Source organism: Halomonas sp. DN3 (assembly GCF_024137905.1).
GTDB classification, from domain to species: Bacteria; Pseudomonadota; Gammaproteobacteria; order Pseudomonadales; family Halomonadaceae; genus Halomonas; species Halomonas litopenaei.
Map to the genome: position 1 here is coordinate 4,831,897 of NZ_CP099965.1, position 25,170 is coordinate 4,857,066.

Annotated in this window: 18 protein-coding genes; 2 read left to right on the forward strand and 16 right to left on the reverse strand. The window is 62.7% G+C overall.

Features of this window, described 5'->3' with window-relative positions:
* Position 1: 1 nt before the first annotated feature.
* From pstB to NKF27_RS20895, 4 genes are all read right to left on the reverse strand, one after another.
* Positions 2-775: a phosphate ABC transporter ATP-binding protein PstB gene (gene pstB, locus NKF27_RS20880; RefSeq protein WP_045994491.1), complete on the reverse strand. Its 774-nt coding sequence runs from the start codon at positions 773-775 to the stop codon at positions 2-4.
* A gap of 86 nt (positions 776-861) precedes the next feature.
* Complete coding sequence (gene pstA, locus NKF27_RS20885) at positions 862-2,427, reverse strand: phosphate ABC transporter permease PstA (RefSeq protein WP_253554755.1); 1,566 nt, start codon at positions 2,425-2,427, stop codon at positions 862-864.
* Positions 2,424-3,566, reverse strand: a complete 1,143-nt coding sequence (locus NKF27_RS20890; RefSeq protein ID WP_253554757.1) for an ABC transporter permease subunit — start codon at positions 3,564-3,566, stop codon at positions 2,424-2,426. The genes pstA and NKF27_RS20890 overlap by 4 nt, the downstream gene beginning before the upstream one ends.
* A 150-nt stretch (positions 3,567-3,716) precedes the next feature.
* Positions 3,717-4,658 carry a PstS family phosphate ABC transporter substrate-binding protein gene (locus NKF27_RS20895; RefSeq protein WP_253554759.1) on the reverse strand — a complete coding sequence of 314 codons (942 nt, stop codon included), beginning with the start codon at positions 4,656-4,658 and terminating at the stop codon, positions 3,717-3,719.
* Positions 4,659-4,902: 244 nt separating this feature from the next.
* On the opposite strand from NKF27_RS20895, the gene NKF27_RS20900 reads away from it, so the two are divergent.
* Positions 4,903-5,310, forward strand: a complete 408-nt coding sequence (locus NKF27_RS20900; RefSeq protein WP_124804648.1) for an acyl-CoA thioesterase — start codon at positions 4,903-4,905, stop codon at positions 5,308-5,310.
* A gap of 134 nt (positions 5,311-5,444) precedes the next feature.
* On the opposite strand, the gene NKF27_RS20905 is transcribed toward NKF27_RS20900, so the two are convergent.
* The 4 genes from NKF27_RS20905 to hexR all read right to left on the reverse strand — a co-directional run bounded on the left by NKF27_RS20905 (position 5,445) and on the right by hexR (position 11,348).
* The gene (locus tag NKF27_RS20905) at positions 5,445-6,545 is read right to left on the reverse strand and encodes a TRAP transporter substrate-binding protein (protein ID WP_108449565.1); all 1,101 of its coding nucleotides are present in this window, start codon (positions 6,543-6,545) and stop codon (positions 5,445-5,447) included.
* Between the two features lie 190 nt (positions 6,546-6,735).
* Positions 6,736-7,443: an aquaporin Z gene (aqpZ, locus tag NKF27_RS20910; protein ID WP_253554761.1), complete on the reverse strand. Its 708-nt coding sequence runs from the start codon at positions 7,441-7,443 to the stop codon at positions 6,736-6,738.
* Positions 7,444-8,198: 755 nt separating this feature from the next.
* Positions 8,199-10,403 (reverse strand): DNA helicase II, encoded by a 2,205-nt coding sequence (gene uvrD / locus NKF27_RS20915; protein ID WP_253554763.1) that lies wholly within the window; start codon positions 10,401-10,403, stop codon positions 8,199-8,201.
* 84 nt (positions 10,404-10,487) lie between these two features.
* Complete coding sequence (gene hexR / locus NKF27_RS20920; RefSeq protein ID WP_045994481.1) at positions 10,488-11,348, reverse strand: transcriptional regulator HexR; 861 nt, start codon at positions 11,346-11,348, stop codon at positions 10,488-10,490.
* 298 nt (positions 11,349-11,646) lie between these two features.
* Here hexR and NKF27_RS20925 point away from each other — a divergent pair, with 298 nt between their 5' ends.
* Complete coding sequence (locus NKF27_RS20925; RefSeq protein ID WP_045994480.1) at positions 11,647-11,859, forward strand: PA3496 family putative envelope integrity protein; 213 nt, start codon at positions 11,647-11,649, stop codon at positions 11,857-11,859.
* Between the two features lie 444 nt (positions 11,860-12,303).
* Here the strand turns inward: NKF27_RS20925 and NKF27_RS20930 are convergent, their stop codons facing one another.
* From NKF27_RS20930 to NKF27_RS20965, 8 genes are all read right to left on the reverse strand, one after another.
* Complete coding sequence (locus NKF27_RS20930) at positions 12,304-13,644, reverse strand: sodium-dependent transporter (protein ID WP_253554765.1); 1,341 nt, start codon at positions 13,642-13,644, stop codon at positions 12,304-12,306.
* A 306-nt stretch (positions 13,645-13,950) separates the two neighbouring features.
* Positions 13,951-14,799 (reverse strand): DUF72 domain-containing protein, encoded by an 849-nt coding sequence (locus NKF27_RS20935; RefSeq protein ID WP_253554768.1) that lies wholly within the window; start codon positions 14,797-14,799, stop codon positions 13,951-13,953.
* A gap of 187 nt (positions 14,800-14,986) precedes the next feature.
* Entirely contained in the window at positions 14,987-16,291 is a 1,305-nt protein-coding gene (locus NKF27_RS20940) for a DcaP family trimeric outer membrane transporter (protein ID WP_253554770.1), read from the reverse strand.
* A 1,142-nt stretch (positions 16,292-17,433) separates the two neighbouring features.
* On the reverse strand, positions 17,434-19,083 hold the full coding sequence (locus NKF27_RS20945) for a BCCT family transporter (protein ID WP_253554772.1): 1,650 nt from the start codon (positions 19,081-19,083) through the stop codon (positions 17,434-17,436).
* A 569-nt stretch (positions 19,084-19,652) separates the two neighbouring features.
* Positions 19,653-21,491 (reverse strand): glutamine--fructose-6-phosphate transaminase (isomerizing), encoded by a 1,839-nt coding sequence (glmS, locus tag NKF27_RS20950; protein ID WP_253554773.1) that lies wholly within the window; start codon positions 21,489-21,491, stop codon positions 19,653-19,655.
* Positions 21,492-21,710: 219 nt separating this feature from the next.
* On the reverse strand, positions 21,711-23,075 hold the full coding sequence (gene glmU / locus NKF27_RS20955; RefSeq protein ID WP_253554775.1) for a bifunctional UDP-N-acetylglucosamine diphosphorylase/glucosamine-1-phosphate N-acetyltransferase GlmU: 1,365 nt from the start codon (positions 23,073-23,075) through the stop codon (positions 21,711-21,713).
* A 103-nt stretch (positions 23,076-23,178) separates the two neighbouring features.
* Complete coding sequence (locus tag NKF27_RS20960; RefSeq protein WP_253554776.1) at positions 23,179-24,288, reverse strand: FAD:protein FMN transferase; 1,110 nt, start codon at positions 24,286-24,288, stop codon at positions 23,179-23,181.
* Positions 24,289-24,309: 21 nt separating this feature from the next.
* Positions 24,310-25,107, reverse strand: a complete 798-nt coding sequence (locus NKF27_RS20965; RefSeq protein WP_253554777.1) for an undecaprenyl-diphosphate phosphatase — start codon at positions 25,105-25,107, stop codon at positions 24,310-24,312.
* Between the last annotated feature and the right edge of the window lie 63 nt (positions 25,108-25,170).

Below are 25,170 nucleotides of genomic sequence, written 5' to 3' on the forward strand. Positions count from 1 at the left end.
GCTAGCCCACCATGCGTCCAGTGATGTAGTTTTCGGTGCGCCTCAGGCGCGGATGCGTGAACAGGGTGTCGGTCGGGCCGTACTCCACCAGCTCACCGTTGTGCAAAAACGCCGTATAGTCCGACACCCGCGCCGCCTGCTGCATGTTGTGGGTCACCAGCACCAGGGTCAGATGCGGCTTGAGTGTGCGAATCAGCTCCTCGATCTTCAGCGTCGAGATCGGATCCAGGGCCGAGGCCGGCTCGTCGAGCAACAGCACCTCAGGTTCCACCGCCAGGGTCCGGGCGATGACCAGACGCTGCTGCTGGCCTCCCGAGAGCGACCAGGCCGATGCCCGTAGACGCCCCTTGACCTCGTCCCACAGCGCCGCCGACTTCAGTGCCCATTCGACCACATCGTCGATGCGGCGCTTGCTCAAGCCTCCCTGCAGACGCAGGCCAAAGGCGACGTTGTCGTAGATCGACATGGGGAAGGGGTTCGGTGCCTGAAACACCATGCCCACCCGACGCCTGAGCTCGGCCACCGCCACCCTGGGGTCATGGATATCGTGGCCGTCCAGATGAATCTGGCCGTGACGACTGACGTCCTCATTGAGGTCGTGCAGGCGATTCAAGGCGCGCAACAGCGTCGACTTGCCGCAGCCCGACGGCCCGATAAAGGCCGTGACCCGATGGCGTGGAATGCGCAGGGTCAGATCCTTGAGCGCCGTCTTGCCGCCATAGGCCAGGGTCAAACCCTGGATATCCAGGCAGGTATCGGCCGCGGAAAACTCCATGACCGCCCCGCGTCGATTTCCCAGTCTTGCCTGGGCCAGCTGACGCTTGGGCAGCTCGCCATCGATGGACATTGCCTCTCCCTGCATCATCGGCGCACCGGGGCACCATGACGCTTACGCAAATAGTGACGCATGAATATTGCAGTCAGGTTAAGCACCAGAATCACCGTGACCAGCAGTAGCGCTGTGGCATACACCAGCGGCATCGCCGCCTGGACATCGCTGGAGTGAAAGGCCGCGTCATAGATGTGATACCCCAGGTGCATGAACTTCCTTTCAAGGTGGAGGAAGGGGAACTCCCCGTCCAGCGGCACCTGTGGCGCCAGCTTGGCGACCCCGACCAGCATCAGCGGCGCCACCTCACCGGCGGCCCGGGCCACCGCCAGGATCAGGCCGGTCAGCATCGCCGGCGTGGCCATCGGCAGCACCACCCGCGTCAAGGTCTCGAAGCGCGTGGCCCCAAGCGCCAGGGCGCCTTCACGCTGGTGCAGCGGGATCCGCGACAGACCTTCTTCGGTGGCCACGATCACCACCGGCAAGGTCAACAGCGCCAGGGTCAGCGAGGCCCACAGCAGTCCGCCGGTGCCGAAGGTCGGCGAGGGCAGCGTCGATTCAAAGAACCAGCGATCGATGCTGCCGCCGATGCCATAGACGAAGACCCCAAGTCCGAACACGCCGTAGACGATGGACGGCACCCCGGCCAGATTGCGCACGCCGATCCGGACCAGTCGGGTCAATCGACCCTGGTGGGCGACCTCATTGAGATAGACCGCCGCCAACACCCCGAAGGGCGTGACCAGAATCGACATCAACAGCACCATCAGGATGGTGCCGAAGATCGCCGGCCAGACGCCACCAGCGGTATTGGCGTCGCGTGGCCCCTGGGACAGAAACTGCCACAGCTCCCGCACCCAGTGGCCGAGTTTTTCATGCCAGGCCATGGCGTTGGGGCGCCAGGCCTCGAGTATCTCGGCAAGGGCTTGTTCCTGACGGCGCCCCTGACCATTCTCGAGCACCACCAGGTCACCCTGCATGCGCTGCTGAAGCTCACTGGCCCGGCGCTGCAGGTCGGCCAGACGTCGATCCTCCGAGCGGTGGCCATCCTGGTCTTCCATGCTGCGGATCAGCGGTAATATCTCGTCGTGGGTCAGACGCCGACGTTCGTCGCGCAGGGCATTGATCTCCTCCAGCCGAGACTCGAGCACCGTCCAGGCATCCGGACCGGTCAAGCGCTGATCACCCGACTGCAAGGCCACCAGACGCCCCAGAAAGGTGCCCCAGTGGCGCCGCTCCAGCACCACCAGATCCTCCGGCGTGGTGTCTTCGGTGATCTGGTCATTGGCGAGCCACCGCCAGATGCCACCGCCGTCATCACGATTGGCGGTCAGATAGCGCCGCTCCAGCCCCTGCCCGGAGGGCAGTTCGCGGGTCTCCAGGGGAACCCCTATCACCATCTCACCGCTCTTCAGGGTCAACTGGTGGACCGTCGCTGGCCAGAAATTGGCCAGGCCCTTGACGCTCAAGAGCACCAGCAAGGCCCCCAGCATGATCAGCGACAGCGCCACCGAGGCCGCTGCCAACCAGGCCCAGGGGCCCTCTCGGGTGCGCCGCTTGCCGGGCATGCCCACCGCGGTGTGGCCGGGAATCTTCATGCGTCCCCCTTACGCCGGGTAAAACGACGCTTCAGGCGGGCGCGCACCACCTCGGCCAGGGTGTTGACCAGAAAGGTGAAGGCAAACAGGGCCAGCGCCGCCAGCAGCAGCAGCCGATAGTGACTGCCCCCGGGTGCCGCTTCCGGCAGTTCGATGGCGATGCTCGAGGCCAGCGACCTCAAGCCATCCAGCGGGCTCGCCGTCATCAGCGCGCTGTTGCCGCTGGCCATCAGCACGATCATGGTCTCGCCCACGGCGCGCCCGGCGCCGATCATGATCGCCGAAAAGACACCGGGCAGCGCCACCGGCAGCATCACCCGGGTGAGCGTCTGCCAGCGGGTCGCGCCCATGGCCTGGGCGCCTTCGGCCAACTCCCGAGGCACATCGCTCAGCGCATCCTCGGCAAGCGCGTAGATGCCGGGAATCACGGCAAAGCCCATGGCCAGCCCGACGATCAAGGCGTTGCGTGCCTGCACGTCGAGTCCCCAGGACTCCTCGACCCACAGGCGCAGGTCGCCATCGAACCACCATCCTTCCCACATCGGCGCCACGCTCATCGCCAGCCACACCAGCAGCAACAGGCAGGGTATCAACCACAGGGCCGCCCAGCGTAACGTCAGGGCAGTCTTCAGCCGATCGGGCAGCCACCGGTAGCCCAACGCCAGCAGCACCACCGCCGCGGGCAGCACCACCACAATCGACAGCGACTGCGCCAGGTGACGTTCGACCCAGGGCCCCAGCGCCAGACCGGCGATAAACCCCAGCACCACGCTGGGCATCGCCTCCATCAGCTCCAGCGTCGGCTTGAGCCGTGCGCGCAGGCCGGGAGACATGTACAGGCTGGAGTGCGCCGCAGCACCCAGGGCCAGGGGAATCGCCACCACCAACGCCCAGGCGGCCGCTTCCAGGGTGCCCCACAACAGCGGGGCCAGGCTCGCCTGGGGCACCGCGGCGTCATCCAGCCGATGGGGCAGCCAGCGATATTCGGGCTCGCCGCTCACGTCTGGCGAAGACCACAGCGCCTCCAGCGGAAAGCTTGCGCCATCCGGCCAGAACAGCGGCAGCACCTCGACCAGCAGAAATACCGCAATGGCGACCACCGCCAACAGCACGCCAACCCCTCCGGCCGTGATCAGCATGGTCGCCAGGCGGTCACGTCGCTGTCTCGTCTGGTGCAGTGAGGTTATCGGAGAAGGGTCAGACATTGATCTTGGGCCATCGGTATATAGCGAAAGATTACGACAACTTCATGACACCCAGATGACAACCCGACCGGGGCCTGGCATCTCTCAAGGCCCGTCCCGTGGCAGTTCAGCCAGCCCCAGGGCATGTCGCTGAGCGGCCAGCACAGACGGCGGCAGCGCCACGAAACCAAGCTCCTTGACCACCCGTTGGCCCGAGGGTGACAACACCATGTCGAGAAAGGCCCGTTCGACGTCGGGAAGCTCGCCCTCGGGGGGGCGATTGACGTAGATCAACAGGTCCCGTGACAACGGATAGCCGCCGCTTCGCAGCGATTGTCGGCGCGGAAGAATCCCGTCTTCGGCGTTGCCGATCGCTACCGCCTTGACGTCCGCATTCAAGTGATTCAGGCCGGCGTAACCGATGCCTGCGGGATCGTCCCCCACGGCGGCCACCACGGCGGCAGAGCCCGCCGACACCATGACCGATACCTTGAATTCGCCGTCACACAGGGCGCGGCGACGAAACAATCCATGGGTGCCGGAGACCGCGTTGCGGCCATACAGGTGGATGGTGCCCCCCGGGTGCTCGAGCCCCAGCTGCTGCCAGCGCTCGATGCTCTCGCTGGCACCGCACGCGAGGGTGTCGGAAAAGATCGCATCGAGCTCTGCTCGAGACAGTCGAGACAAGGGGTTGTGGCGATTGACCACCACCACCAGGGCATCCTTGCCGACCACCACCGGCGTTGGCGCGTAGCCATGGCGCTCGATAAAGGCCGCGGACTCGTCCTCCTGCATGGGTCTGGACATGGGGCCCAGCAGGGTGGTGCCGGCGATCAGGGCAGGCGGTGCACTGGCCGAACCAGCCACCTGAAGCTGCAGCCTGACCCCCGGTCGCTGTTCTTCGAACTGCTCGCCCCATCGCAGCATCAACTCCGCCATGGTATCCGAGCCAATCGCATCGAGAGAGCCGGCCACGTCATGGGCGGCAACCTTCGCCGACACCAGCATGGCGGAAAGCACCAGGCCCGAGACCAGCCTCGACGCCACTCTTGACGCCACTCTCGGCGCCACACTCGACACCGCTGCCGGCGCTTCGCCCGACACCGCTATCGACAGCGTTCTCGGCCCCCGGCTGGGAGCCAACAGCGTGCGCTTGAGCGCACCTATGCAACGCGACAACCTAGACATGCGCTCCCCTGGGCGTTTCATGACACCAACGGTAGAGAAAGACTGACCCGGGTGGGTACCATGACGACACAACAACATCCACGACCAGGCGCCGCCCACCATGATGACAGAACTCGATGACGTTCCCGTGCCAAAGGGACAGCTGACGCTCCAGCTGGCCGCGACACGACAGCATACCAATGCCCACGGCGATATCCCGGCAGGTTGGCTGGTGGGCCTGATGGATCAGGCCGCGGAATGGACCGCCAGCCGCGAGGCGATGGGACGTACCGCCACCGTCGCCATCGAAGGCATGGACTTTCTGTGCCCGGTGCGTGTCGGCTCGCTGGTCTGCGTCTACACCGAGGTGCGCGATATCGGCCACAGTTCCATCAAGATCGACGTGGAGGTCTGGATCCGGTCCCTCCAGGACGCCGAAGACGCCGACCTGCACAAGGTCACCGAGGCGCGCCATGTGATGGTGGCACTGGATGACAACGGTCGCATACGCGGCGTCCGATCCGATACCTGACCGAGGCCTTCGAGAGAGACCAGTGAAAGAGAGGCGCGCCCGCGGCGCGCCTGGTTTTCCGTCGCTAGCCTTCATCACCTCGCCAGGCCCGCCGACGCTGGGCCAGAGCCATCACGTTCAAACCCTATCTGGCGTCAGGACTCGCCTTGGCCAAGCACGCTATCGCGGGCCTTCAGGTAGGCGAATTCACCGACATCAGAGAACTTGCGTACCTGGCTCTGGAAATTGCGATAGGACTCGTAGATACGCGCCGACGCCTCGTCGTTGTCGACCTGCTTCTGCAGTACCTGCTGCGAGGAGTCATGCAGGGCCGCCAGTACTTCCTCCGGAAACGAGCGCAGCTTGACGCCATGCTCGTTGACCAGGGCGTCCAGGGCCTCGGCGTTGCGGAAGGCAAATTCGCTGATCATGGCCAGGTTGGAGGCCTTGGCGGCTTCGTTGACCACCGCCTTGAGGTCATCGGGCAGCGCATTCCAGGCATCCAGGTTGACCGTGCCCTCCAGCACCGCGCTGGGTTCATTCCAGGCCGAGGTGTAGTAGTAGTCCGCCACCTGATGCAGACCAAAGGCCAGATCATTGTAGGGCCCCACCCAGTCGGCGGCATCGAGCACGCCGGTCTGCAGGGAGGTGAAGATCTCGCTACCCGGAATGGTCAGGGTGGTCACGCCGATCCCGGCCATCGCCTCGCCGGCGAGCCCTGGCAGACGCAGCTTGAGGCCCTGCATATCCTCGAGCGAGTTGATTTCCTTCTTGAACCAGCCAGCCATCTGGGTGCCGGTGTTACCCACCGCGAAAGGCTTGAGGTTGTGATCGGCGTAGAGCTCGTCCCACAGCTCCTGGCCGCCGCCGTAGTACAGCCAGGCGTTGGTCTCGGTGGTGGTCATGCCGAAGGGCACGGCGGTAAAGAACTGAGAAGCCGCGACCTTGCCCCGCCAGTAGTAGGAAGCGGAGTGGCCCATCTCGGCGGTTCCCTGGGACACGGCGTCAAAGACCTCCATCGGCGGTACCATCTCGCCGGCACCATGGACCCTGACCTTCATGCGTCCGCCGGACATCCGCTCGATGCGCTCTGCCAGATCGTTGGCTCCGGTGCCGAGGGCCGGAAAGTTCTTCGGCCAGGACGTCACCATGTTCCAGGTGATGGTTTCCTGTGCGCTGGCGGTATTGACGAAGGGGGCGGCGGCCACGCCGGCGGCGCCGAGGCCGGCTGTCCTGAGGAAGGAACGACGTTCCATGGGGCGAGCTCCTGAAGCTTGTAGTGTCGACGCCGGGAGCGCAGGAAGCCGCGCTGAAGCGCCATTCCCCGCGCTCGGCGTGGTGTCCGCCAAGCAGTATGCGGCAAAGAGAAATTCGCCTGCAAGCCACCACCACGCAGGTCGGCCCGGCGATGGCCGGGCCGGTTTCCTGCGTCTTGCTCAAGTCACCTCAGGTCGCCTGCTCGTCCACCGGTCGAGCGCTTCCGATCAGGCGGTAGACAAGCGCACCCAGCACACCACCGATCAGCGGCGCCACCCAGAATAACCACAGCTGCGCCAGCGCCCAGTCACCCACGAACACCGCCACCGCCGTGCTGCGCGCCGGATTGACCGAGGTGTTGGTCACCGGGATGCTGATCAGATGGATCAGTGTCAGACACAGGCCTATCGCGATCGGTGCCAGCGTGGCGGCCGACCGCGAATCGGTGGCACCGAGGATCACCACCAGAAACATCGCCGTCATCACCACCTCGGTGATCAGTGCCGCGGACAAGCTGTAACCGCCGGGAGAATGCTCACCGAAGCCGTTGGCGGCAAAGCCGCCGGACAGGTCGAATCCGGCCTGGCCGGAGGCCACCAGGTAGAGCACCCCTGCCGCCGCCACGCCGCCGGCCACCTGCGCGATCACGTAGCCTGGCAGCTGAGACACGGGAAAGCGTCCCGCAGCGCAGAGCCCCAGTGACACCGCAGGATTGAGGTGACAACCAGAAATGTGGCCGATGGCAAAGGCCATGGTCAGCACGGTCAGGCCAAAGGCCAGGGAGACCCCGAGCAGGCCGATACCGACGTCGGGGAAGGCCGCCGCCAGTACCGCACTCCCGCACCCTCCCAGTACCAGCCAGAAGGTCCCGAAAAACTCCGCTCCCAACTTGTTCATGCCTGCTTCTCCTTCTTCAATGCGAGCGCCAGCTCTCGCAACCTTGCCCGGCCCATGCCATTCGTCGCAGACGATAGGGAGCCGGGGCGAGTTTGCCTGTCACAGCGGCGCGACGCTGTCCTGATTTCGTCGGCCGACGACCTTGAGCAAGCAATGAATGGTGAAAGCAGAGTTAAATAACTTCGCGTTGGAAAAACAATTACCTCGAATGGCGGAGTCCGGCATCGGCAAAAAATATTACCTTGGTACAATCATTTTCTATAAAAAACTCCGTTTGGGGAAAGAATAATCCCTTTACTGCCGATTCGATTCGCTTTACCACCTCACTCAAGAAAACCAAATCGGCAAACAAAATCAATAATATAACTGAAAAAGCGAAATATATTCGCCACCACTTCGCTGAGACTTCGTTTACCTTCAGTAACCTCGGAGTTTTGGCAAATAAGTGATGCATCGCCATCGAACGAACCAGCAATGGCACCTTTGATAGGCTTATTAGTCTTTCATAAGAGTTACGGCAAACTACTACTCCTGAATGGCAATAGTTCCGCCAAGGGCGCCCGCTACTATCTTCACAACCTTTACGACGAATAAATAAAAGACCTCGAGCCACACGAGCCGGCCCGCATGGCCTGACCGAGGCATCCATCTGTTGATAGGTTGATCAGGCCAGAGGACTGCGATCAGCCCTCCTCCAACATTGCCTGAGGGGCAGCGGCGAACGCCGGTGCCTCGCCGACGGGGCGAGAACCCCGTTACAGCGCTTCCAGCTTGGCGAAGCCCAGCACCAGCCACTTGTCGCCGTGGCCTTCGAAACTGACCTGGACACGGGCCCGCTCGCCCTCTCCTTCGGCGTTGAGGATGACCCCCTCCCCGAATACCGGATGGCGCACCCGCTGGCCCAACGACAAGGCAGGCAGATCGCCGCTCGCCTCCACGGTCGTCTGGGCGAAGCGCGACGGCGCTGGCCGGGCGCTGACCGGACGTGACACCTGGCCACGCAGACGCACCTCCTCGAGCAGTGACTCCGGCAATTCACGCAGAAAGCGTGACGGGCGCTGAAAGGTCTCCTTGCCGTGCATGCGCCGGATCTCGGCGTGGGTGAGGTAGAGCTTCTGCATGGCGCGCGTCACCCCGACGTAGCAGAGCCTGCGCTCCTCCTCCAGGCGCCCGGGTTCTTCCAGCGACATGCGGTGGGGAAACAGACCTTCCTCGACCCCGGCCACGAACACAACGGGAAATTCGAGTCCCTTGGCCGAGTGCAGCGTCATCAACTGGACGCTGTCCTCGAATTCGTCGGCCTCGTGCTCGCCAGCGTTAAGGGCAGCTTCGGCCAGAAAGGCTTCCAGCGCGGCCATGCCCTCCCCGGCTTCGACGTTGTCCAGCGTCTCACCCTGGGTGAAGGCACGGGCGGCGTTGATCAGCTCTTCCAGGTTCTCGACCCGAGCCTGTCCCTTTTCACCCTTCTCGCTCAGATGATGGTCAATCAGTCCACTGCGCTGATTCACGTGGGCGATGATCTCGTGAAGCGCCATCCCCGAGGTGTCGTTGTCGAGGCCTTCGATCAGATTGGCAAAGGCACCCACGGCGTTGGCCGCACGCCCCTTGAGCGAGCCGTCGGTCAGGGTGTCGTGGATCGCCTGCCACAGCGACACTTCGGTACGACGGGCGCGATCGCGCAGCCCTTCCACGGTGCGGGTACCGATACCGCGGGCAGGGACATTGATCACCCGCTCCAGCGAGGCATCGTCGTCGCGGTTGAGCAGAAGCCGCAGGTAGGCCAGGGCGTTCTTGATCTCGAGGCGCTCGTAGAAGCGCTGGCCCCCGTAGATGCGGTAGGGCATGCCCTGGCGAATCAGGGTCTCCTCGATGACGCGGGACTGGGCGTTGGAGCGATAGAGGATGGCCACCTCCTGGCGCTTGAACCCCTCGTCGACCTTTTCCTTGATGGTGTCGACGATGAAGCGTGCCTCCTCCATGTCGTTGAAACCGGCGTAGACCGAGATCGGTTCGCCACGACTGCCGGCGGTCCACAGCTCCTTGCCCATGCGATCCGAGTTCTGCTTGATCAGGGCGTTGGCGGCGTCGAGGATGGCGCTGGTGGAGCGATAATTCTGCTCCAGGCGCACCGTTTTGGTGTCGCTGAACTCCTGCTCGAAGCGACGAATGTTCTCCACCCGCGCACCGCGCCAGCCGTAGATCGACTGGTCGTCATCGCCGACTACCGTCATCGGCGTGCGCTGTCCGGTCAACAGCTTCAGCCAGGCATACTGCAGGGTGTTGGTATCCTGGAACTCGTCGACCAGTACGTGGGCGAAGCGCTCCTGATAGTGGGCCAGCAGAGCAGGATTGTCGCGCAGCAGCTCGAGGCTCCTGAGCAGCAGCTCGCCAAAGTCGACCAGGCCGCCACGTTCGCAGGTCAGCTGGTAGACGTCATACAGCGCCACCATCTGCTCCACGTAGGCGTCACCGTTGATCCGGACCTGGTGAGGACGCAATCCCTCCTCTTTGCAGCCGCTGATAAACGACTGCACCTGACGGGGCGGAAAACGCTCGTCATCGATCTTGTTGTCCTTCAACAGGCGCTTGATCAGACGTAGCTGATCATCGGAGTCGATGATCTGGAAGTGCTGGGGCAGACGAGCGTCCTGCCAGTGGGTACGCAGCAGGCGGTGGGCGATGGAGTGAAAGGTACCCACCCAGACGTGGCGCAGCGAGATTCCCAGCAACGCCTCCAGGCGAGTGCGCATCTCCCTGGCGGCCTTGTTGGTGAAGGTCACCGCCAGCACCGCGTAGGGCGAGAGGCCTTCTGCCTGCATCAGCCAGGCGATGCGATGGACCAGCACGCGGGTCTTGCCGGAACCGGCGCCGGCGAGCACCAGCATATTGCCCTGGGGAGCGCAGACCGCCTCATGCTGCGCCGCATTGAGGCCGTCGATGATCGCCGTGACGTCGTCCATGGAGAAGGCACCGCTCGAGATCGAAAATGGGCGCCCAGTCTACCACAGCGATGCTGGATAAATGGACAGGCAGGGCGCCCTCGGTCAGGACGGATCGGACTCCGGATAGCGAAGCGGGTTGAGGCTGCGCTTTACCGCCTTGAGCTGCTCGGCGAGCTTGGGGCCCCGGGTCTTCGCCACTCCCACCGCCAGCACGTCGACCAGTACCAGGTGAGCAATGCGGGAACTCATGGGCGTGTAGATCTCGGTGTCTTCGGGCACATCGATGTACAGCGGCAGGTCGACCTCGTCCGCCAGCGGGGAGCCGCTGGGACAGAGACCGACCACGGTGGCGCCCGCCTCCCGTGCCAGCTTGACGCTGGCCACCAGCGCCCGGGTACGACCGGTCTGCGAGATTGCCACCACCACGTCGCCTTCCTTGAGGGTCACCGCCGACATGTTCTGCATGTGCGGATCGGCGTAGGCGGCGGTGGAAATCTGCAGCCTGAAAAACTTGTGCTGGGCGTCAAAGGCCACCGCACCGGAGGCTCCGTAGCCGTAGAACTCGACGCGATTGGCCATGGCCAGGGCGTTGATGGTCTTGTTCAACGCCTCGTTGTCGAGCCGGTCCCTGATCGACAGCAGGGTCCCCACCGTGGAATCGAAGATGCTGTGGGAAAACTCGGCCACGGAGTCGCTGTCGTTCATCGAGAACTGCGCGAACTGACTGCCCGACGCCAGCATCTGCGCCAGCTTCAACTTGAAGTCCTGAAAGCCGTTGCAGCCCAGGGCCCGGCAGAAGCGTACCACCGTGGGCTCGCTGACCTTGGCCTCGGTGGCCAGATCGACGATACGCATGTGGATAACTTCGTCGGGGTTGCGCAATACGAAGCGTGCGACCTTCTGCTCCGACCGACGGAAGTGCTCCATGCGACGTCGCATTTCATCAAACAGCGCGCGACTCACCCTCTACTCCTTTGACTGGCTGGGAGAACCCGGAGCTGGCAGGGCGCAACGCCCGTCGCTATCGATCCGGTCCGGTTCCAGTATGCCCCATGACGGCGCCAAATGCGCCCTGTGCTGAGTCATGCATCGAGCGTCCAGGCCACACCTGCGCAACCGGATGGATTTTTTTCTAGCGTTGGCAGAACGTTGCAGGATCAAGTTCCACACCGTCATCTTTTTGTCAACTGGGGTATAGTAAAAGGGCAGTGTCGCGCAGCGTCCTGGATGCCGGCACATTCACTGCATAGGAGAATCGATCATGCGTAATGTCGAAAGGTTATCCTCCGTCAAGAGTGAACTCCTCGACATCTTCATGAGCATGGAAGTCGCCGAACACGAAAGGCGCTCCCGCACCGCGGCCCAACGCAACCTGCGAGCCCGCCGCGGCATCGAGCTTCATCGGGAATTCAAGCGTCTATCCGAAGACATCGCCGAACTGCCGGAAGACGGCAACGACGACGAAATGCACTGACCCGGTAGACTGAACCAGCACGCGTGGCCACCGGCCCGACGTGCGCCAGACCGCCAACAACGCGGGTCTGTACCATATTCGGGGCCTGGCCGCTGGCTCGAGCGACGGTCGGCCCATCCCTTGCGAGAATCGCACCGACGAGACTCGCCACCGGGTGTCTGTCGCCTGAAAGCCCCAGGCGCGTCAAAGGCACCGCCAAGCGTCCCTCCTGGCATGCTCTCCCAAATACATGTCTTTGGCTGCAGGCATCAATGACAAGCACTGACGTCTCGTTGGGCTCCCATTGAGGTCCCACTGCCACCTCGTTGACGTCCCCCTTTGGTCACTCTGTACGGGCAGTCTTGCCCTGCCGCCCGGTTCCGCTGGATCGACTGGCATTGCCTGTAAACGCAGAGACCCGGCACAAGGCCGGGTCTCTGGTCTGGCGTGCAGCAATACCGCCCGTTACAGGCTGGAGATGAATACCACCGCCACACCGATGGGCGCCACGAAGCGGGTCAAGGCGACCCACAGGGCTTCCTTGCCACCGGAAAGACCGAGGTCTTCGGCCACGCCTTTGCGGTTGAGGAACCAGCCCGCGAACAGGATGGCACCCAGGCCGGTCAACGGCAGCATGAACTTGCTGGTCAGCTTGTCCAGCAGGTCGAACACCCCGAGGCCAAACAGTACCGGGTCACTCCACACGTTGAAGGACAGCAGAGCGGCGATACCCAGCGCCCAGGCGCCGATGCCGGAGACCACCGCCGAGGCGGAACGCGACAGCGGCGTGCGCTCTTCGACAAACTCGACCACCGGCTCGAGCAGCGAGATGGCCGAGGTCAGGGCGGCGAAGGTCAGCAGCAGGAAGAACATCAGGCCCAGGATCAGGCCACCGCCCATATTACCGAAGGCCAACGGCAGGGTGACGAAGATCAGGCTCGGGCCGGAGGCCAGGTCGAGCTGGTTGGCAAACACGATCGGGAAGATCGCCAGGCCCGCGCCAAGTGCGATCACGGTATCCATGATCACCACGGTGCGCGCTGTCTTGATCAGGTCGACCTTCTCGCCGAGGTAGGAGCCGTAGGCGATCATGATGCCCATGCCCAGTGACAGGGTGAAGAAGGCGTGTCCCAGCGCTGCCAGTACCACCTCACCGTTGAGCGCCGACCAGTCCGGGTTGAACAGATAGTTCAACGCCTCACCGAAGTGGCCGGTGGTCATGCCGTAGCCCACCAGCACCACCAGAAGCAGCGCCAGGGCCGGCATCAACACGTTGACCGCGCCTTCCAGGCCCTTGGTCACGCCACGAGCAACGATACCGATGACCAGCAGCATGAAGATGGAGTGCCACAGCAGAAGCAGACCGGGGCTTGCCAGCATGCCGCTGAACAAGGCGCCGATACCGTCCGCGTCCTGGCCGCTGAAGTCACCGGTCACGCTGCCGAGGGTGTAGTACAGCGACCAGCCACCGATCACGCTGTAGAACGACAGGATCAGGAAGGCACCGATGACTCCGGCGACGCCGACCAGGGCCCAGACCCTGGGCTGCCCGGCCTTGGCCGCGACGCTGGCCATGGCATTGACCGGGTTGCTTTGCCCACGCCGACCGATCATCCACTCGGTGACCAGAATCGGCAGGCCGATCAGGCCGATGCACAGCAGGTAGACGAGCACGAAGGCGGCACCACCGCTCTCGCCCACCATGTAGGGAAACTTCCAGATATTACCAAGCCCGACAGCGGAACCTGTGGCGGCGAGGATAAAGGAAAAGCGCGATGACCACTGCGCGTGTGTCGTTTTGGACATAAATCACCCTTCGGATACGTGTCGTCATCGATCGATCGGATGCAATGACGGCGTTGTGTTTGTAGTCGCCACGTCCTCGATGGTCCGGGTCACGGATCCACCGATGTACAAGGGGTCTGACGGATGTCAGCAGGATCACTGCCGGCACAACACTCTTCCCCAGCGCAGGGTTCGCGCTGGTCGAGACCGGTGGGTCCAGGCGAGTCACCAGCCAAGGATAAGGAGGCGACCGTCTCTGGCCCGTGGCAAGTGACGAACAGCCGACAAAACTAGCGTATGACAATAACAAACGCCAGCCAACATTGGTCAAAGCAGCTGATTCTGTCGATCTCCCGGAAACCCGGGCAATGCCTGCCACCCCATTCTATCGGCGACTCTGGCGTACAGGTTTCTGGCCAGTTCCGGAGCCTGGCGATTATCCGCCGTATGCACAAAAAGAAAAGGGGTTTTCCCCTGTTTTATCCACAAGCAGAGCTGGTTTATCCAGGGGGTGAAATAGTGCTCGTTGATGGCCCTGTCAAGATGCCCAATGAAACGAATCACAGGAAATTTTGCTGTAGAGATCACGTGTAGTGGGCGTCTTGGCTTTTCCGCGCGAGCCTGGATCAATCCCGAATGGGCCTCGGGCGGTCCGGAAAACAACGGCCTGACATCCAGCATCACACGATTGGCGCCATGACTTATCAACAGGGCGTTGATATCCCTCTCGGCGCTCCCCTTGTGGAAAAATTCACTGTGGCGCAGTTCTACTGCGCAGGGTACGTCTTGTGGCCAATCTCGTAGAACCTTCTCCAGAGCAGGCACCTCCTCAGGACCAAAGTCCCTGGGTAGCTGAATCATGACCGGCCCGAGGCGGTCCTTCAGCGGCCACAGCGCCTCGACGAAGTCCCCCACATCGGTCTCGACCTGGCACAATCGTTTTGCATGTGTCAGCGCCTGGGGCAGCTTGAAGCAGAAGCGAAAGCCCGGTGGCGCCTGGCGAGACCAGCCTTCCACCGTCCGTGGCCTGGGCGCCCCGCTGTAGAAGGTGGTATTTCCCTCGACGGCGTTGAATACGGCGGCGTAGTCGTCGAGCCAACCCTCGCGCCCAGCGTGGGGTGGGTAGAGACCACCACGCCAGTCGGGATTGGCCCACATCGGCAAACCAATGTACATGGGCGGTTGCGCTGATCGATCGTTCAAGAAGGCAGACTCGACGGTTTCAGGGGCGCCAGCATAGCATCGCCCCGCCCGGTGTTGCCGAACGGGGCGATGCTGACAAGCGGCACCGAGCGCCGGAGCTTCTCGCCCTCAGCCGGGACTCTGTCCGAAAAGCCGACGGGTACAGGGGCTTTTCAGCCTTCTAGAAGTCGTACTTGGCGGAGAACTGAATCCTATCCAGGTCGAAGGTATCGCCGTCCACCTCATCCAGGTCGTAGCGCTGGTACTCCGCCGACAGCGTGGTGTTGGCAAAGGGCGACCACATCAGGTTGAGAAAGAAGCTGTCGTAGCTGTCGGTGTCGTCGCCGTTACCGTTGCTGTCGAGTTCAGTCGCCGAGTAGGCGATGCTCGAGCGCAGCGTGTCGGTCCAGTAGTGACGATAGATGGCCGAAGCGCCCCAGGACTCCACCATCTTGATCTGACCGTCCTCCACCTTGGCGTTGGGGTAGGCGCCCAGCGCCATGTAACGCCCCAGGTTGCCGTAGTTGGCCTGCAGCATGAGGTCGTCTTTTTCGAACACCGGGAATCGACCGGTCAGGCTGTAACCGGCCCCCCAGCGACTGTCGTCGTCCTCGGCGTCATCCAGGCTGAAGCGCCTGACCACGGTGGCCGCTGAAACATGCCCCCACTCCTGATCCACATTGACCCGGGCCACCATGTCCGGGGTGTCCTGGTCATCGTCGCCGTCCTCGGGATTCTCCACCGCGAACTGCAGGCTGCCCCAATCCAGCGGGTAGGTATAGCGAAGCTGTGGCTGGCGCACGAAGATCGAGCCGGTATGGGTACTGAAGGCGTCGATCTCGCCAAGCCCCTTGAGATCCATGAAGGTTGACCAGTACTGCCCGGCCAGCCAGTTGCCCCAGCTCAGGTAGGCGTGGCGCAGCCGCGGCGCGTAGGAGTGAGAAACAAATTCGTTGGCTTCGTCGTCGGCGCCATAGAAATCCGTCTCGATATAGGTCTTCATGGTATCGCCACCGAGCGGTGTACTGGTACCGAAGCTCAGACGCGTTTCCCGCGCACTGAAACTGACGCGATTGTCGGCGTCGTCGTCGGTGGCGCGCAACAGCCCCGCCGTCACCGTCTCGTTGGCCTTGCCGTCGCTCAGCCCATTGTCGGAGAACGCCGCCTGAGCCTTGATGTAGCCGCCAAAGGACACCGTGGTATCCCCCACCAGGAAGTCGCCACTGTCGGTGCGCTTGACCACGTTCTCGCTGACGTCGGCGACGTCCTCCTGCATGCTGGCCTGCTGGTTGATCAGGTTATCGATCTGGGCCTGCTGCTGTTCAACCAGTTGCATGGCCGCCTGCTGTTGGGCCTTGAGCTGTTCGATCTGGGCCTTCAGGTCATTGAGTTCCTGCATCGACGTCTGCGCCTCGGCCGCGATCGGCATCAGCACACAAAGGCCGGTTCCCGTCAGCAAGGCGCTTGTGGATCGCAATCCGCTCATCGCCGTCTCCCTTCATTATCGTTGTCGTGGCGGTCGTCATGGCGGCTGTCGCTGAACTGAATCACCGACGCCTGCACGCTCGGAGACCCAGGCATGACCGGCAAACCACTCGCAGGAATGGCGACCACGTATAACCAAGCGCTTAACTAACGACTATAGAAACGAAGGTTCGAGAACGGCGTTTGATATTGTGCCTAATGAAGCACGAAAAAGAAGTGTCCGAATTAGCAAAACAATATAAATATATCTTACAAATTCATAATGCTAGAACCGGAAAATATGGAAAATTCCGAGCTTTCTTCTTTATCAAGTACCGGTACTGCATATATCGATAGGCAGTAGAAGCTGCGCCCAGGTTCTCGGACCGGCAGTGCGGAGCCTGTCAACACAGATGACACATGAAATCATTCTGACTCTTTAACACCCTGCCGCCAGGGGCGCCGCATTCCTCTCGGAATTCAGGTGCGCTACCTCTGGCAGGCCGAGGTTTCCGATGTCCCAGGACCAACACTCCGGATAAAGCTGCTTTGTCGCCTCAAGACCTCCCGGCGCTGCGCCAGGATACCTTTGGCCTCGCAGCTATGACGCTGACTCGTCGCGCCGTCGGCGATACCTCGCGGCCGACGTCACTCTGGAAAGAGCTCTTCGTCACTTCATGTGGATTTGGGCTGCCGGAACCGAGCGCGTCACGCTCCAAGCGCCTATCTAGGGCTTGTCTGAAAAGTGCCTGCGCTCGGTAATACGGCGTTAAAAATCGGATCAAAATGCTCATTTACACCCCGTAAACTGCGCTTTCTCACCGATTTTTGCCTTGTCTAACCTTCGCTCGTCGACTTTTCGGACAGCGCCTAGAAAAACTGAGTTAATTACCATCAATGACTTGAACATTGATCTATCGAGCTAAGGGGAGCCATACCCCGGTAGACGGAATATCGCGTTGTACTCGACCGCACCTCCTGAATCTGCGGCGACACTTGAGCCTACGCTTCCCTCAGCACTACACAACAGGAAGGGAACAAGCCCGACCTCGTGAGGCCGGGCAAAGTTGGATGCAGCAAAACGGGATTAGTCGACGTTGTTGTGACAGCAGATAGAGTATTTACAACCAAAGAAAGCCGACAGATTTCGCATGATGAGAGGACTCAGCCACCCCGGCGGCGTAACTGACGAAGCTCGCCGTTCAGCGCCTTGATGATGGTGTAGCACATCACAATCATCACCACCGAGAAGGGGATCGCGGTGGCCGTGACTCCGGCCTGGAGCGCCGAAAGCCCGCCGCCGATCAGCAGTACGATGGCAATCAAACCTTCCACCGTGGCCCAGAACATGCGCTGAGGGCGCGGTGCATCGATCTTGCCACCGGCGGTGATGGTATCGATCACCAGCGAGCCGGAATCCGACGAGGTGACGAAGAAGATCAGCGCCAGGATGATGCCCAGGGTCGACATCAGGCCCGACAGCGGCAGCTCGTTGAGCATGCCGAACAGCGACAGCTCGGGACTGTAGCTGTCGATCACGTACTCCTTGACCAGGCTGCCGGCCGGATTGGCATATAGCTGGTCGAGGGCGGTGGCGCCGAACACGCCCATCCAGATGAAGATGAACAGACTCGGGATCACCAGCACACAGATCACGAATTCACGCACCGTGCGCCCCCGGGAGACGCGGGCGATAAACATGCCGACGAAAGGCGCCCAGCTGATCCACCAGGCCCAGTAGAAGATAGTCCAGGATTGGCGATAGGCGTCGTCCTCGCGGCCGAAGGGGGCCGACAACGGGATGAACTTCGTCACGTAGGTCTCAAGGCCGGCCCAGAAGCCGGCGAGCGCTGCCAGGGTCGGGCCGGCGAACAGCACGAAGAAGAAGAACAGCACGGCCATTCCCATGTTGATCTCGGAAAGCCGCTTCACGCCACCTTCCAGACCGCGCCACACCGAGACCAGCGCCACAGCGGTGACGGCTGCGATCACGACCACCTGAGTGGTGATGCTGACCTCCAGGCCGAAGACGAAGTTCATGCCGGCGTTGGCCTGCTGGGCGCCGAGGCCGAGCGAGGTGGCCAGGCCAAACAGGGTCGAGAATACCGCCAGGATGTCGATGACGTGGCCCCACCAGCCCCAGACGCGGTCACCCAGCAGCGGGAAGAACGCCGAACGGATGGAGAAGGGCAGGCCCTTGTTGTAGGTAAAGATGGACAGCGCCAGCGCCATCACCACGTAGACGGCCCAGCCGTGGATGCCCCAGTGCAGATAGGTGCCGGCCAGCCCCATGGCGGTGGCGTCGGCGATGGCCTCAGCGTTCAGTTCCCCGTCGCTACCGAAGGGCGAGGGCGTGCCTAGCGGCGAGGAGACGTTGGCGTGATAGACCGGTTCCAGCACGCCGAAGAACAGCAGGCCGATGCCAATGCCGGCCGCGAACAGCATCGCAAACCAGGACAGGTAGCCATACTCCGGCGTGGCGTCGGGGCCGCCCAGGCGGACCTTGCCGTATGGCAGCACGACCAGTGCCAGACAGAACAGGATGAAGCCGTCCACCACGATCATGAAGTAGCTGTCGAGGGTGCCGGTGGAGAAGCTGACAATGGACTGAAAGAGATTACCGGCTCGCTCGGGGAACAGCAGCGTCAGCACGATGAAGACAATCGAGGCCAGCGCCGAAATGGCGAAGACCCGGTTGTGTATATCGAAGCCGATAGGCCCCAGGCTGCCCTCGAAGTTGTCCTGCCCGACGGTATAGTCCGTCTGCATGTCGTCCGAAACCGGGGTTGGAGCCTGCTCGCTTTGAGTACTCATGAATGATGCTCCTGTGGATGGAAACACACTGGCCGAGTGAGTCTCGCACACGTCAGCTGTTGCGTGTGACAGGACAAGCGATGAGAGCTGAGGCTCCCTTACCAGTAGCGGAAAGATTGAGCTCTCGGCGTCACTATGTGTACCGGAAACAGCAGCCCTCCCCTGAAACCCTCTACCCCGTGTAGGTCAGCACAACAGGGGGGACCGCAAATAACGCGTGGAAATATCAACGAAAGCGACGCCGCTTTCAGTTCAGCGCCTTGATGACTGTATAGCACATCAGAATCATCACCACCGAGAACGCAACGAGATATCGTCAAATCCGGTGCCGGGCTATTTGGCGGCAGTCCTGCCTGATTGATCGGTGACTTGCTCTCCATCCCTGAACTGAAGTGGACCCCATTCCCAGGCAAAAAAAGAGCGCGGGACACCAGGGTGTCACCGCACTCTCTTTAGCCTCCAAGAACAAGAACGGACTGCATCAACACCTTCTCTGGAGTTGATGGGAAGACTTCCCTTCCGTCAGGCCGAGGCTGCGACCGCTGCCATACTATCTCTAGACGGTATGTCTACTCCACCGTCACCGACTTGGCCAGGTTGCGCGGCTGATCGACGTCGGTCCCCTTGAGCACCGCCACGTGGTACGACAATAGCTGCAGCGGCAGGGTGTAGAGGATCGGCGCCAGTGCCTCGTGGACGTGGGGCAGATGCAGCACCTGGATACCCTCGCTGGCGTTCAGGCCGACGTTCTCGTCGGCGAACACGTACAGCTCGCCGCCTCGAGCCCTGACCTCCTGCAGGTTGGACTTGAGCTTGTCCAGCAGTTCGTCGTTGGGCGCCACCGAGATCACCGGCATCTCGCTGTCCACCAGCGCCAGGGGGCCGTGCTTGAGCTCGCCCGCCGGGTAGGCCTCGGCGTGAATGTAGGAAATCTCCTTGAGCTTCAAGGCGCCTTCCTGGGCGATGGGGAAGTGGGCGCCACGTCCCAGAAACAGTGCATGGTGCTTCTCGGCGAAGGCCGTGGACAGACGCTCGATGGCCTCGTCCAGCCCCAGCACCTGGCTGCACAGCGCCGGCAGGGTCCGCAGTGCGGCGACAATATCCGCCTGCTCGTCCTCATCCATGCCTCGCACTCGGCCGAGCGCCAGGGCGAACAGCATCAGCGCGGTCAACTGGGTGGTGAAGGCCTTGGTGGAGGCCACACCGATCTCGGGGCCGGCCTGGGTCATCAAAGTGAGGTCGGCTTCGCGCACCAGCGAGCTGCCCGGTACGTTGCAGATACCCAGGCTGCCCAGGTAGTTGTCCTGCTCCATGGCAAAACGCAGCGCAGCCAGGGTGTCAGCGGTCTCGCCGGACTGGGACAGGGTCACGAACAGGGTGCCCTGGGGCACCACCACCTTGCGGTAGCGATACTCGGAGGCGACCTCCACCTGCACCGGGATGCCGGTATAGCGCTCGAGCCAGTAGCGCGCCACCATGCCGGCGTGATAGCTGGTGCCGCAGGCCACGATATGGATCTGGCGGACCTGCTGGAACAGGCGCTCGGCGTCGGGACCGAAGCTTTCCACCAGCACCGAGCGGTCGCCCAGGCGGCCTTCCAGCGCCGCAGCGATCACCGCCGGCTGTTCGTGGATTTCCTTGAGCATGAAGTGGCGGTACTCGCCCTTGCTGGCGGCGCCGTCACCATGCTCGAAGGTCTGGACCTCACGCTCGACCGCGGTCCCCTCGGAATCGAAGATCTCGATGCGACCATTGGCGGACAGCCGAACCACGTCGCCTTCACGCAGATAGATGAAACGATCGGTCACCGGCAGCAGCGCCAGCGGGTCGGACGCCAGGAAGGCCTCACCGATGCCGACGCCGACCACCAGCGGGCTGCCCTTGCGCGCGCCGACCACCACATCGGGCTCGTCCACCGCCAAGACGCCCAGGGCGTAGGCGCCGTCGAGGCCAGCGACGACCCGCTGGAAGGCGCTGAGCAGATCACCGTCGCGGCGAGACTCTCGCTCCAGCAGGTGGGCGATCACCTCGGTATCGGTCTCGGACTCGAACACATAGCCCTGATCGGTGAGTTCCCGACGCAGCTGCTCGTGATTTTCGATGATGCCGTTATGCACGACCGCCAGGCGGTCCCGTGACTGGTGAGGATGGGCGTTGGGCTCGCTGGGACGGCCATGAGTCGCCCAGCGGGTGTGGGCAATGCCACTGAGTCCCAGCAGTGCACACTCTTCCAGTCGCTCCTCGAGCGCGGCCACCTTGCCCACCGCGCGCTGTCGCTCCAGAGTCCCCCTGGAGCTGCGTACCGCCATGCCGGCACTGTCATAGCCGCGGTACTCGAGGCGCTTGAGGCCTTCGAGCAGAATGTTCTGTACGTTGCGCTGGGCCACCGCGGCGACGATGCCACACATAGGCGTCACTCCTTGAAAGTATCGTTATTGGCTACCACTGAACGGCGAAACAGGGACACCGCAGCGATAAAACCGGGCTCGCCGGCGATCGGCTGGCTGTCTAGCCCGGATCGGCGGCCATATCTCCGCCATCAGTCGTCCTTGAGCCCTTGGCCTTGGCCATCTGGCGGGGACGGCCCGCCAGATTGACGCCAAGCTGAAAGGGACAGCGAATGTCCCTCAGTTCTCGTCCTTGGTCGGCCTCGGCCAGTTGGCCTTGGCGATCTGACGAGACCTCGTCACCGCCAGGCTATGATCGGCGACGTCGCGGCTGATGGTGGAACCGGCGCCGACGGTGGCGCCCTCGCCGACACTGACCGGGGCTACCAGCGCCGAATTGGAGCCGATGAAGGCGGCATCACCGATCTCGGTGCGGTGCTTGTTGGCACCGTCATAGTTGCAGGTGATGGTACCGGCGCCGATGTTGACCTCACGTCCCAGGCGGGCGTCACCCACGTAGCTCAGGTGGTTGATCTTGCTGCCCTCGCCCACTTCGGCGTTCTTGGTCTCGACGAAGTTGCCGACCTTGGCCTTGACCGCCAGGCGGGAACCGGGGCGCAGGCGGGCGAAGGGACCGATCTGGTTCAGCCCGGCCAATACTGCACCGTCGACGATGCTGTGGGCCTCGATGACGCTTTCGGCACCGACATGGCTATTGCGTATCACCGTGTAGGGGCCGATGCGCACGCCTTCGCCGAGTTCCACCTCACCCTCGAACACGCAGCCGACGTCGATGAAGACGTCGTGCCCGCAGCTCAGCTTGCCACGCACATCCAGACGCTCAGGATCAGCCAGGGCCACGCCCTTTTCCATCAGTGCGTCGGCGATATCACGCTGGTGAGCGCGTTCAAGCCTCGCCATCTGCGCGCGATTGTTGACGCCTTCCACCTCCATCGGCCGCGACGGCTGGGCGGTAGCCACGGCGATACCCTCGGCGGCGGCCATGGCGATCACATCGGTCAGGTAGTACTCGCCCTGGGCGTTGTCCGACGAAAGCTCCGGCAGCCAGCGCTTCAGCTGGGCGCTGGTCATGGCCATGATGCCGGTGTTGCACTCGGTGATCGCAAGCTCGCTTTCAGAGGCATCCTTCTGCTCGACGATAGCCACCACCTCGCCTTGGTCGTCACGCACGATGCGACCGTAACCCGCCGGGTCGTCCAGGGTCACGGTCAGAAGCCCCATATGGCGCTCGTCTACCTGCTCCAGCAAGGCCGCCAGCGTTTGCCGACGGATCAACGGCACATCGCCGTAGAGCACCAGCACCTTGCCATCGCCGAGCTGGCCCAGCGCCTGGGCGACGGCGTGACCGGTACCCTTCTGCTCGGCCTGGTGGGCAAAGCGAACCTCGGTGTCGGCCAGGGCATCGCGCACCCGCTCGCCACCGTGCCCGATGACCACGTGGGTGCGGTCCGCGTCGAGACCCTGGGCGGTATCGACCACATGACGGACCATCGGCTTGCCCGCCAGGGTATGCAGCACCTTGGGCAGGCTCGAGCGCATGCGGGTGCCCTGTCCGGCGGCGAGAATCACCACATCGAGGCTCATCGTGACTCCTTGTCAAAAACAAAAGATCGAAGCGAATATCGCTACAGTATCGAAGCTGAACCGCCAAACGGCGCCAGGGACCGATTGCATGAGAACAGCGCTTCTATTCTAGCGGGGTGTCGTCATCCGTCACCACCGTCAGCCCCAGCGTATCGACCATCTCCTGCCCGAAACGGGTCACAAAGGCGGGGCTGACCCGACTTTCCCACCCCTCACCCTGACGCACCAGCATCACCACCGGCAACTCCTGGTCGATGGCGGCCTGCATGCCTTCATCTTCGCCCATCACGCTCAGCGCGGTGGCCCAGGCGTCGGCCCAGGCATTGGACGGATGCACCACCGTGACAGAGGCCAGGCGATGGGTGATCGGTCGCCCGTTTCGAGGATCGATGGTATGCGAGTATCGCTTGCCGTCGGCCTCGAAGTAGTGACGGTAGTCACCAGAAGTCGCCACCGAGACGTCATCGAGGCCAACCACGTGCTGAGCCTTGGGGGTGCCGTTCTCGGGCACCTCGATACCGATGCGCCACAGGCCCTTGCCGCCGTCACGCCGCCCCTTGACCTTGACCTCCCCGCCGAGGTTGACCAGGTAATTGGCGATTCCCTGGCGATCCAGGTAAGCCGCCACCTCGTCGGTGGCAAAGCCCTTGGCCACCCCGGACAGATCGACGTAGACGTCACGCAGGCGACGGGCCTGGGCCTCGGCGGTATCGATCTCGAGCGCGTCCATGCCGACCTGAGACAAGCGCTGCTCGAGTACGGCTTCATCGGGAATTTCCCGGGGACGGGCCTCGGGGCCAAAGCTCCACAGATTGACCAGGCTACCGACGGTGACGTCGAAGGCGCCGTGGCTCTGCTGGTTGACCGACTGGCTGATGGCCAGCACTTCCATGAATTCGTCGGAGATCGGCTGCCACTCCCCCAGCGGCGACTGATTGAAGGCAGACAGCTCCGAATCCTCGCGCCAGGTCGACATGGAGGCGTCGACCGCGTGCATCTCGTCGAGCACGCCCTGCTCGATCTCCTCGACCTGCTCTTGCGTCAGCGGGTCGGCCAGGGTGATCTGGTAGAAGGTACCGAATATGTCGCCTTCCAGGGTGATCGGCGAACGGGTAGTGGTCTCTTCGCTGCAACCGGACACCATCAGTGCCATCAGAAGGGGCGCCAGCCACCTGTGCAGGCAGGTGAGACGTACAACTTTGAATCCAGTCATGGAAAATTCTCTTCGAATGTTTCAACCAAACAGCCAGATCAGGGCGATACCGAGCAGCAGGCGATAGACGACGAAGGGCTGCATGCCGATGCGCTTGATGAACGACAGGAAGAAATGGATGCACAGGTAGGCGCTGACGCCGGACAGCAATGTGCCGAGCGCCATGTCACCCCAGTGCACATCGACACCCGTCTGAATCAGCTCGCAGGCCTCGAGCCCCCCCGCCAGCACGATCACCGGAATCGACAGCAGAAACGAGAAGCGGGCTGCGGCTTCGCGCCCCATGCCCAGCATCAGTGCCACGGTGATGGTGATGCCGGAGCGCGAAGTGCCGGGAATCAGCGCCAGCGCCTGGCCAATGCCGATCCACAGGGCATCGCTCCAGCGCAGCTGATACTCGCTGCGCGAACCCCTGAAGCGCCAGTCGGCCAGCCCCAGCAGCAGGCCGAAGAAGATCAGACCGAAGGCCAGCACCATGGGCGAGCGGGCATACTGCTCGATGACGTCCTTGAACAGCAGTCCGGCCAGCCCCACCGGAACGGTGGCGAGGATCACCCACCAGGCCAGCCGAGCGTCCTGATCGGTGCCGCGACCGGCGACGCTGGCACACCAGCTCGTCAGCATGCGCAGGATCTCGTCGCGGAAATAGATGACCACCGCGCCAAGGCTACCCAGGTGCAGCGCCACGTCGAAGGCCAGCCCCTGATCCGACCAGTCGCTGAACACCGGCACCAGTATCAGGTGGGCGGAGCTCGATACCGGAAGAAATTCGGTGATCCCCTGAATCAAGGAGAGAACGACAATCTGTAGCCAATCCATGGAGTGACCCGTAAGCGAGGGGGGTAACAGGCAAAACGCCCGCAAGAGCATACACTCCACAGC

What these genes read in the sequence shown, in the direction of transcription:
- pstB (WP_045994491.1), bottom strand. Translation starts at nt 775, where the DNA reads ATGGAGTTTTCCGCGGCCGATACCTGCCTGGATATCCAGGGTTTGACC.
- pstA (WP_253554755.1), bottom strand. Translation starts at nt 2,427, where the DNA reads ATGAAGATTCCCGGCCACACCGCGGTGGGCATGCCCGGCAAGCGGCGC.
- NKF27_RS20890 (WP_253554757.1), bottom strand. Translation starts at nt 3,566, where the DNA reads ATGCTGATCACGGCCGGAGGGGTTGGCGTGCTGTTGGCGGTGGTCGCC.
- NKF27_RS20900 (WP_124804648.1), top strand. Translation starts at nt 4,903, where the DNA reads ATGACAGAACTCGATGACGTTCCCGTGCCAAAGGGACAGCTGACGCTC.
- NKF27_RS20905 (WP_108449565.1), bottom strand. Translation starts at nt 6,545, where the DNA reads ATGGAACGTCGTTCCTTCCTCAGGACAGCCGGCCTCGGCGCCGCCGGC.
- aqpZ (WP_253554761.1), bottom strand. Translation starts at nt 7,443, where the DNA reads ATGAACAAGTTGGGAGCGGAGTTTTTCGGGACCTTCTGGCTGGTACTG.
- uvrD (WP_253554763.1), bottom strand. Translation starts at nt 10,403, where the DNA reads ATGGACGACGTCACGGCGATCATCGACGGCCTCAATGCGGCGCAGCAT.
- NKF27_RS20925 (WP_045994480.1), top strand. Translation starts at nt 11,647, where the DNA reads ATGCGTAATGTCGAAAGGTTATCCTCCGTCAAGAGTGAACTCCTCGAC.
- NKF27_RS20930 (WP_253554765.1), bottom strand. Translation starts at nt 13,644, where the DNA reads ATGTCCAAAACGACACACGCGCAGTGGTCATCGCGCTTTTCCTTTATC.
- NKF27_RS20935 (WP_253554768.1), bottom strand. Translation starts at nt 14,799, where the DNA reads ATGTACATTGGTTTGCCGATGTGGGCCAATCCCGACTGGCGTGGTGGT.
- NKF27_RS20940 (WP_253554770.1), bottom strand. Translation starts at nt 16,291, where the DNA reads ATGAGCGGATTGCGATCCACAAGCGCCTTGCTGACGGGAACCGGCCTT.
- NKF27_RS20945 (WP_253554772.1), bottom strand. Translation starts at nt 19,083, where the DNA reads ATGAGTACTCAAAGCGAGCAGGCTCCAACCCCGGTTTCGGACGACATG.
- glmS (WP_253554773.1), bottom strand. Translation starts at nt 21,491, where the DNA reads ATGTGTGGCATCGTCGCCGCGGTGGCCCAGCGCAACGTACAGAACATT.
- glmU (WP_253554775.1), bottom strand. Translation starts at nt 23,075, where the DNA reads ATGAGCCTCGATGTGGTGATTCTCGCCGCCGGACAGGGCACCCGCATG.
- NKF27_RS20960 (WP_253554776.1), bottom strand. Translation starts at nt 24,288, where the DNA reads ATGACTGGATTCAAAGTTGTACGTCTCACCTGCCTGCACAGGTGGCTG.
- NKF27_RS20965 (WP_253554777.1), bottom strand. Translation starts at nt 25,107, where the DNA reads ATGGATTGGCTACAGATTGTCGTTCTCTCCTTGATTCAGGGGATCACC.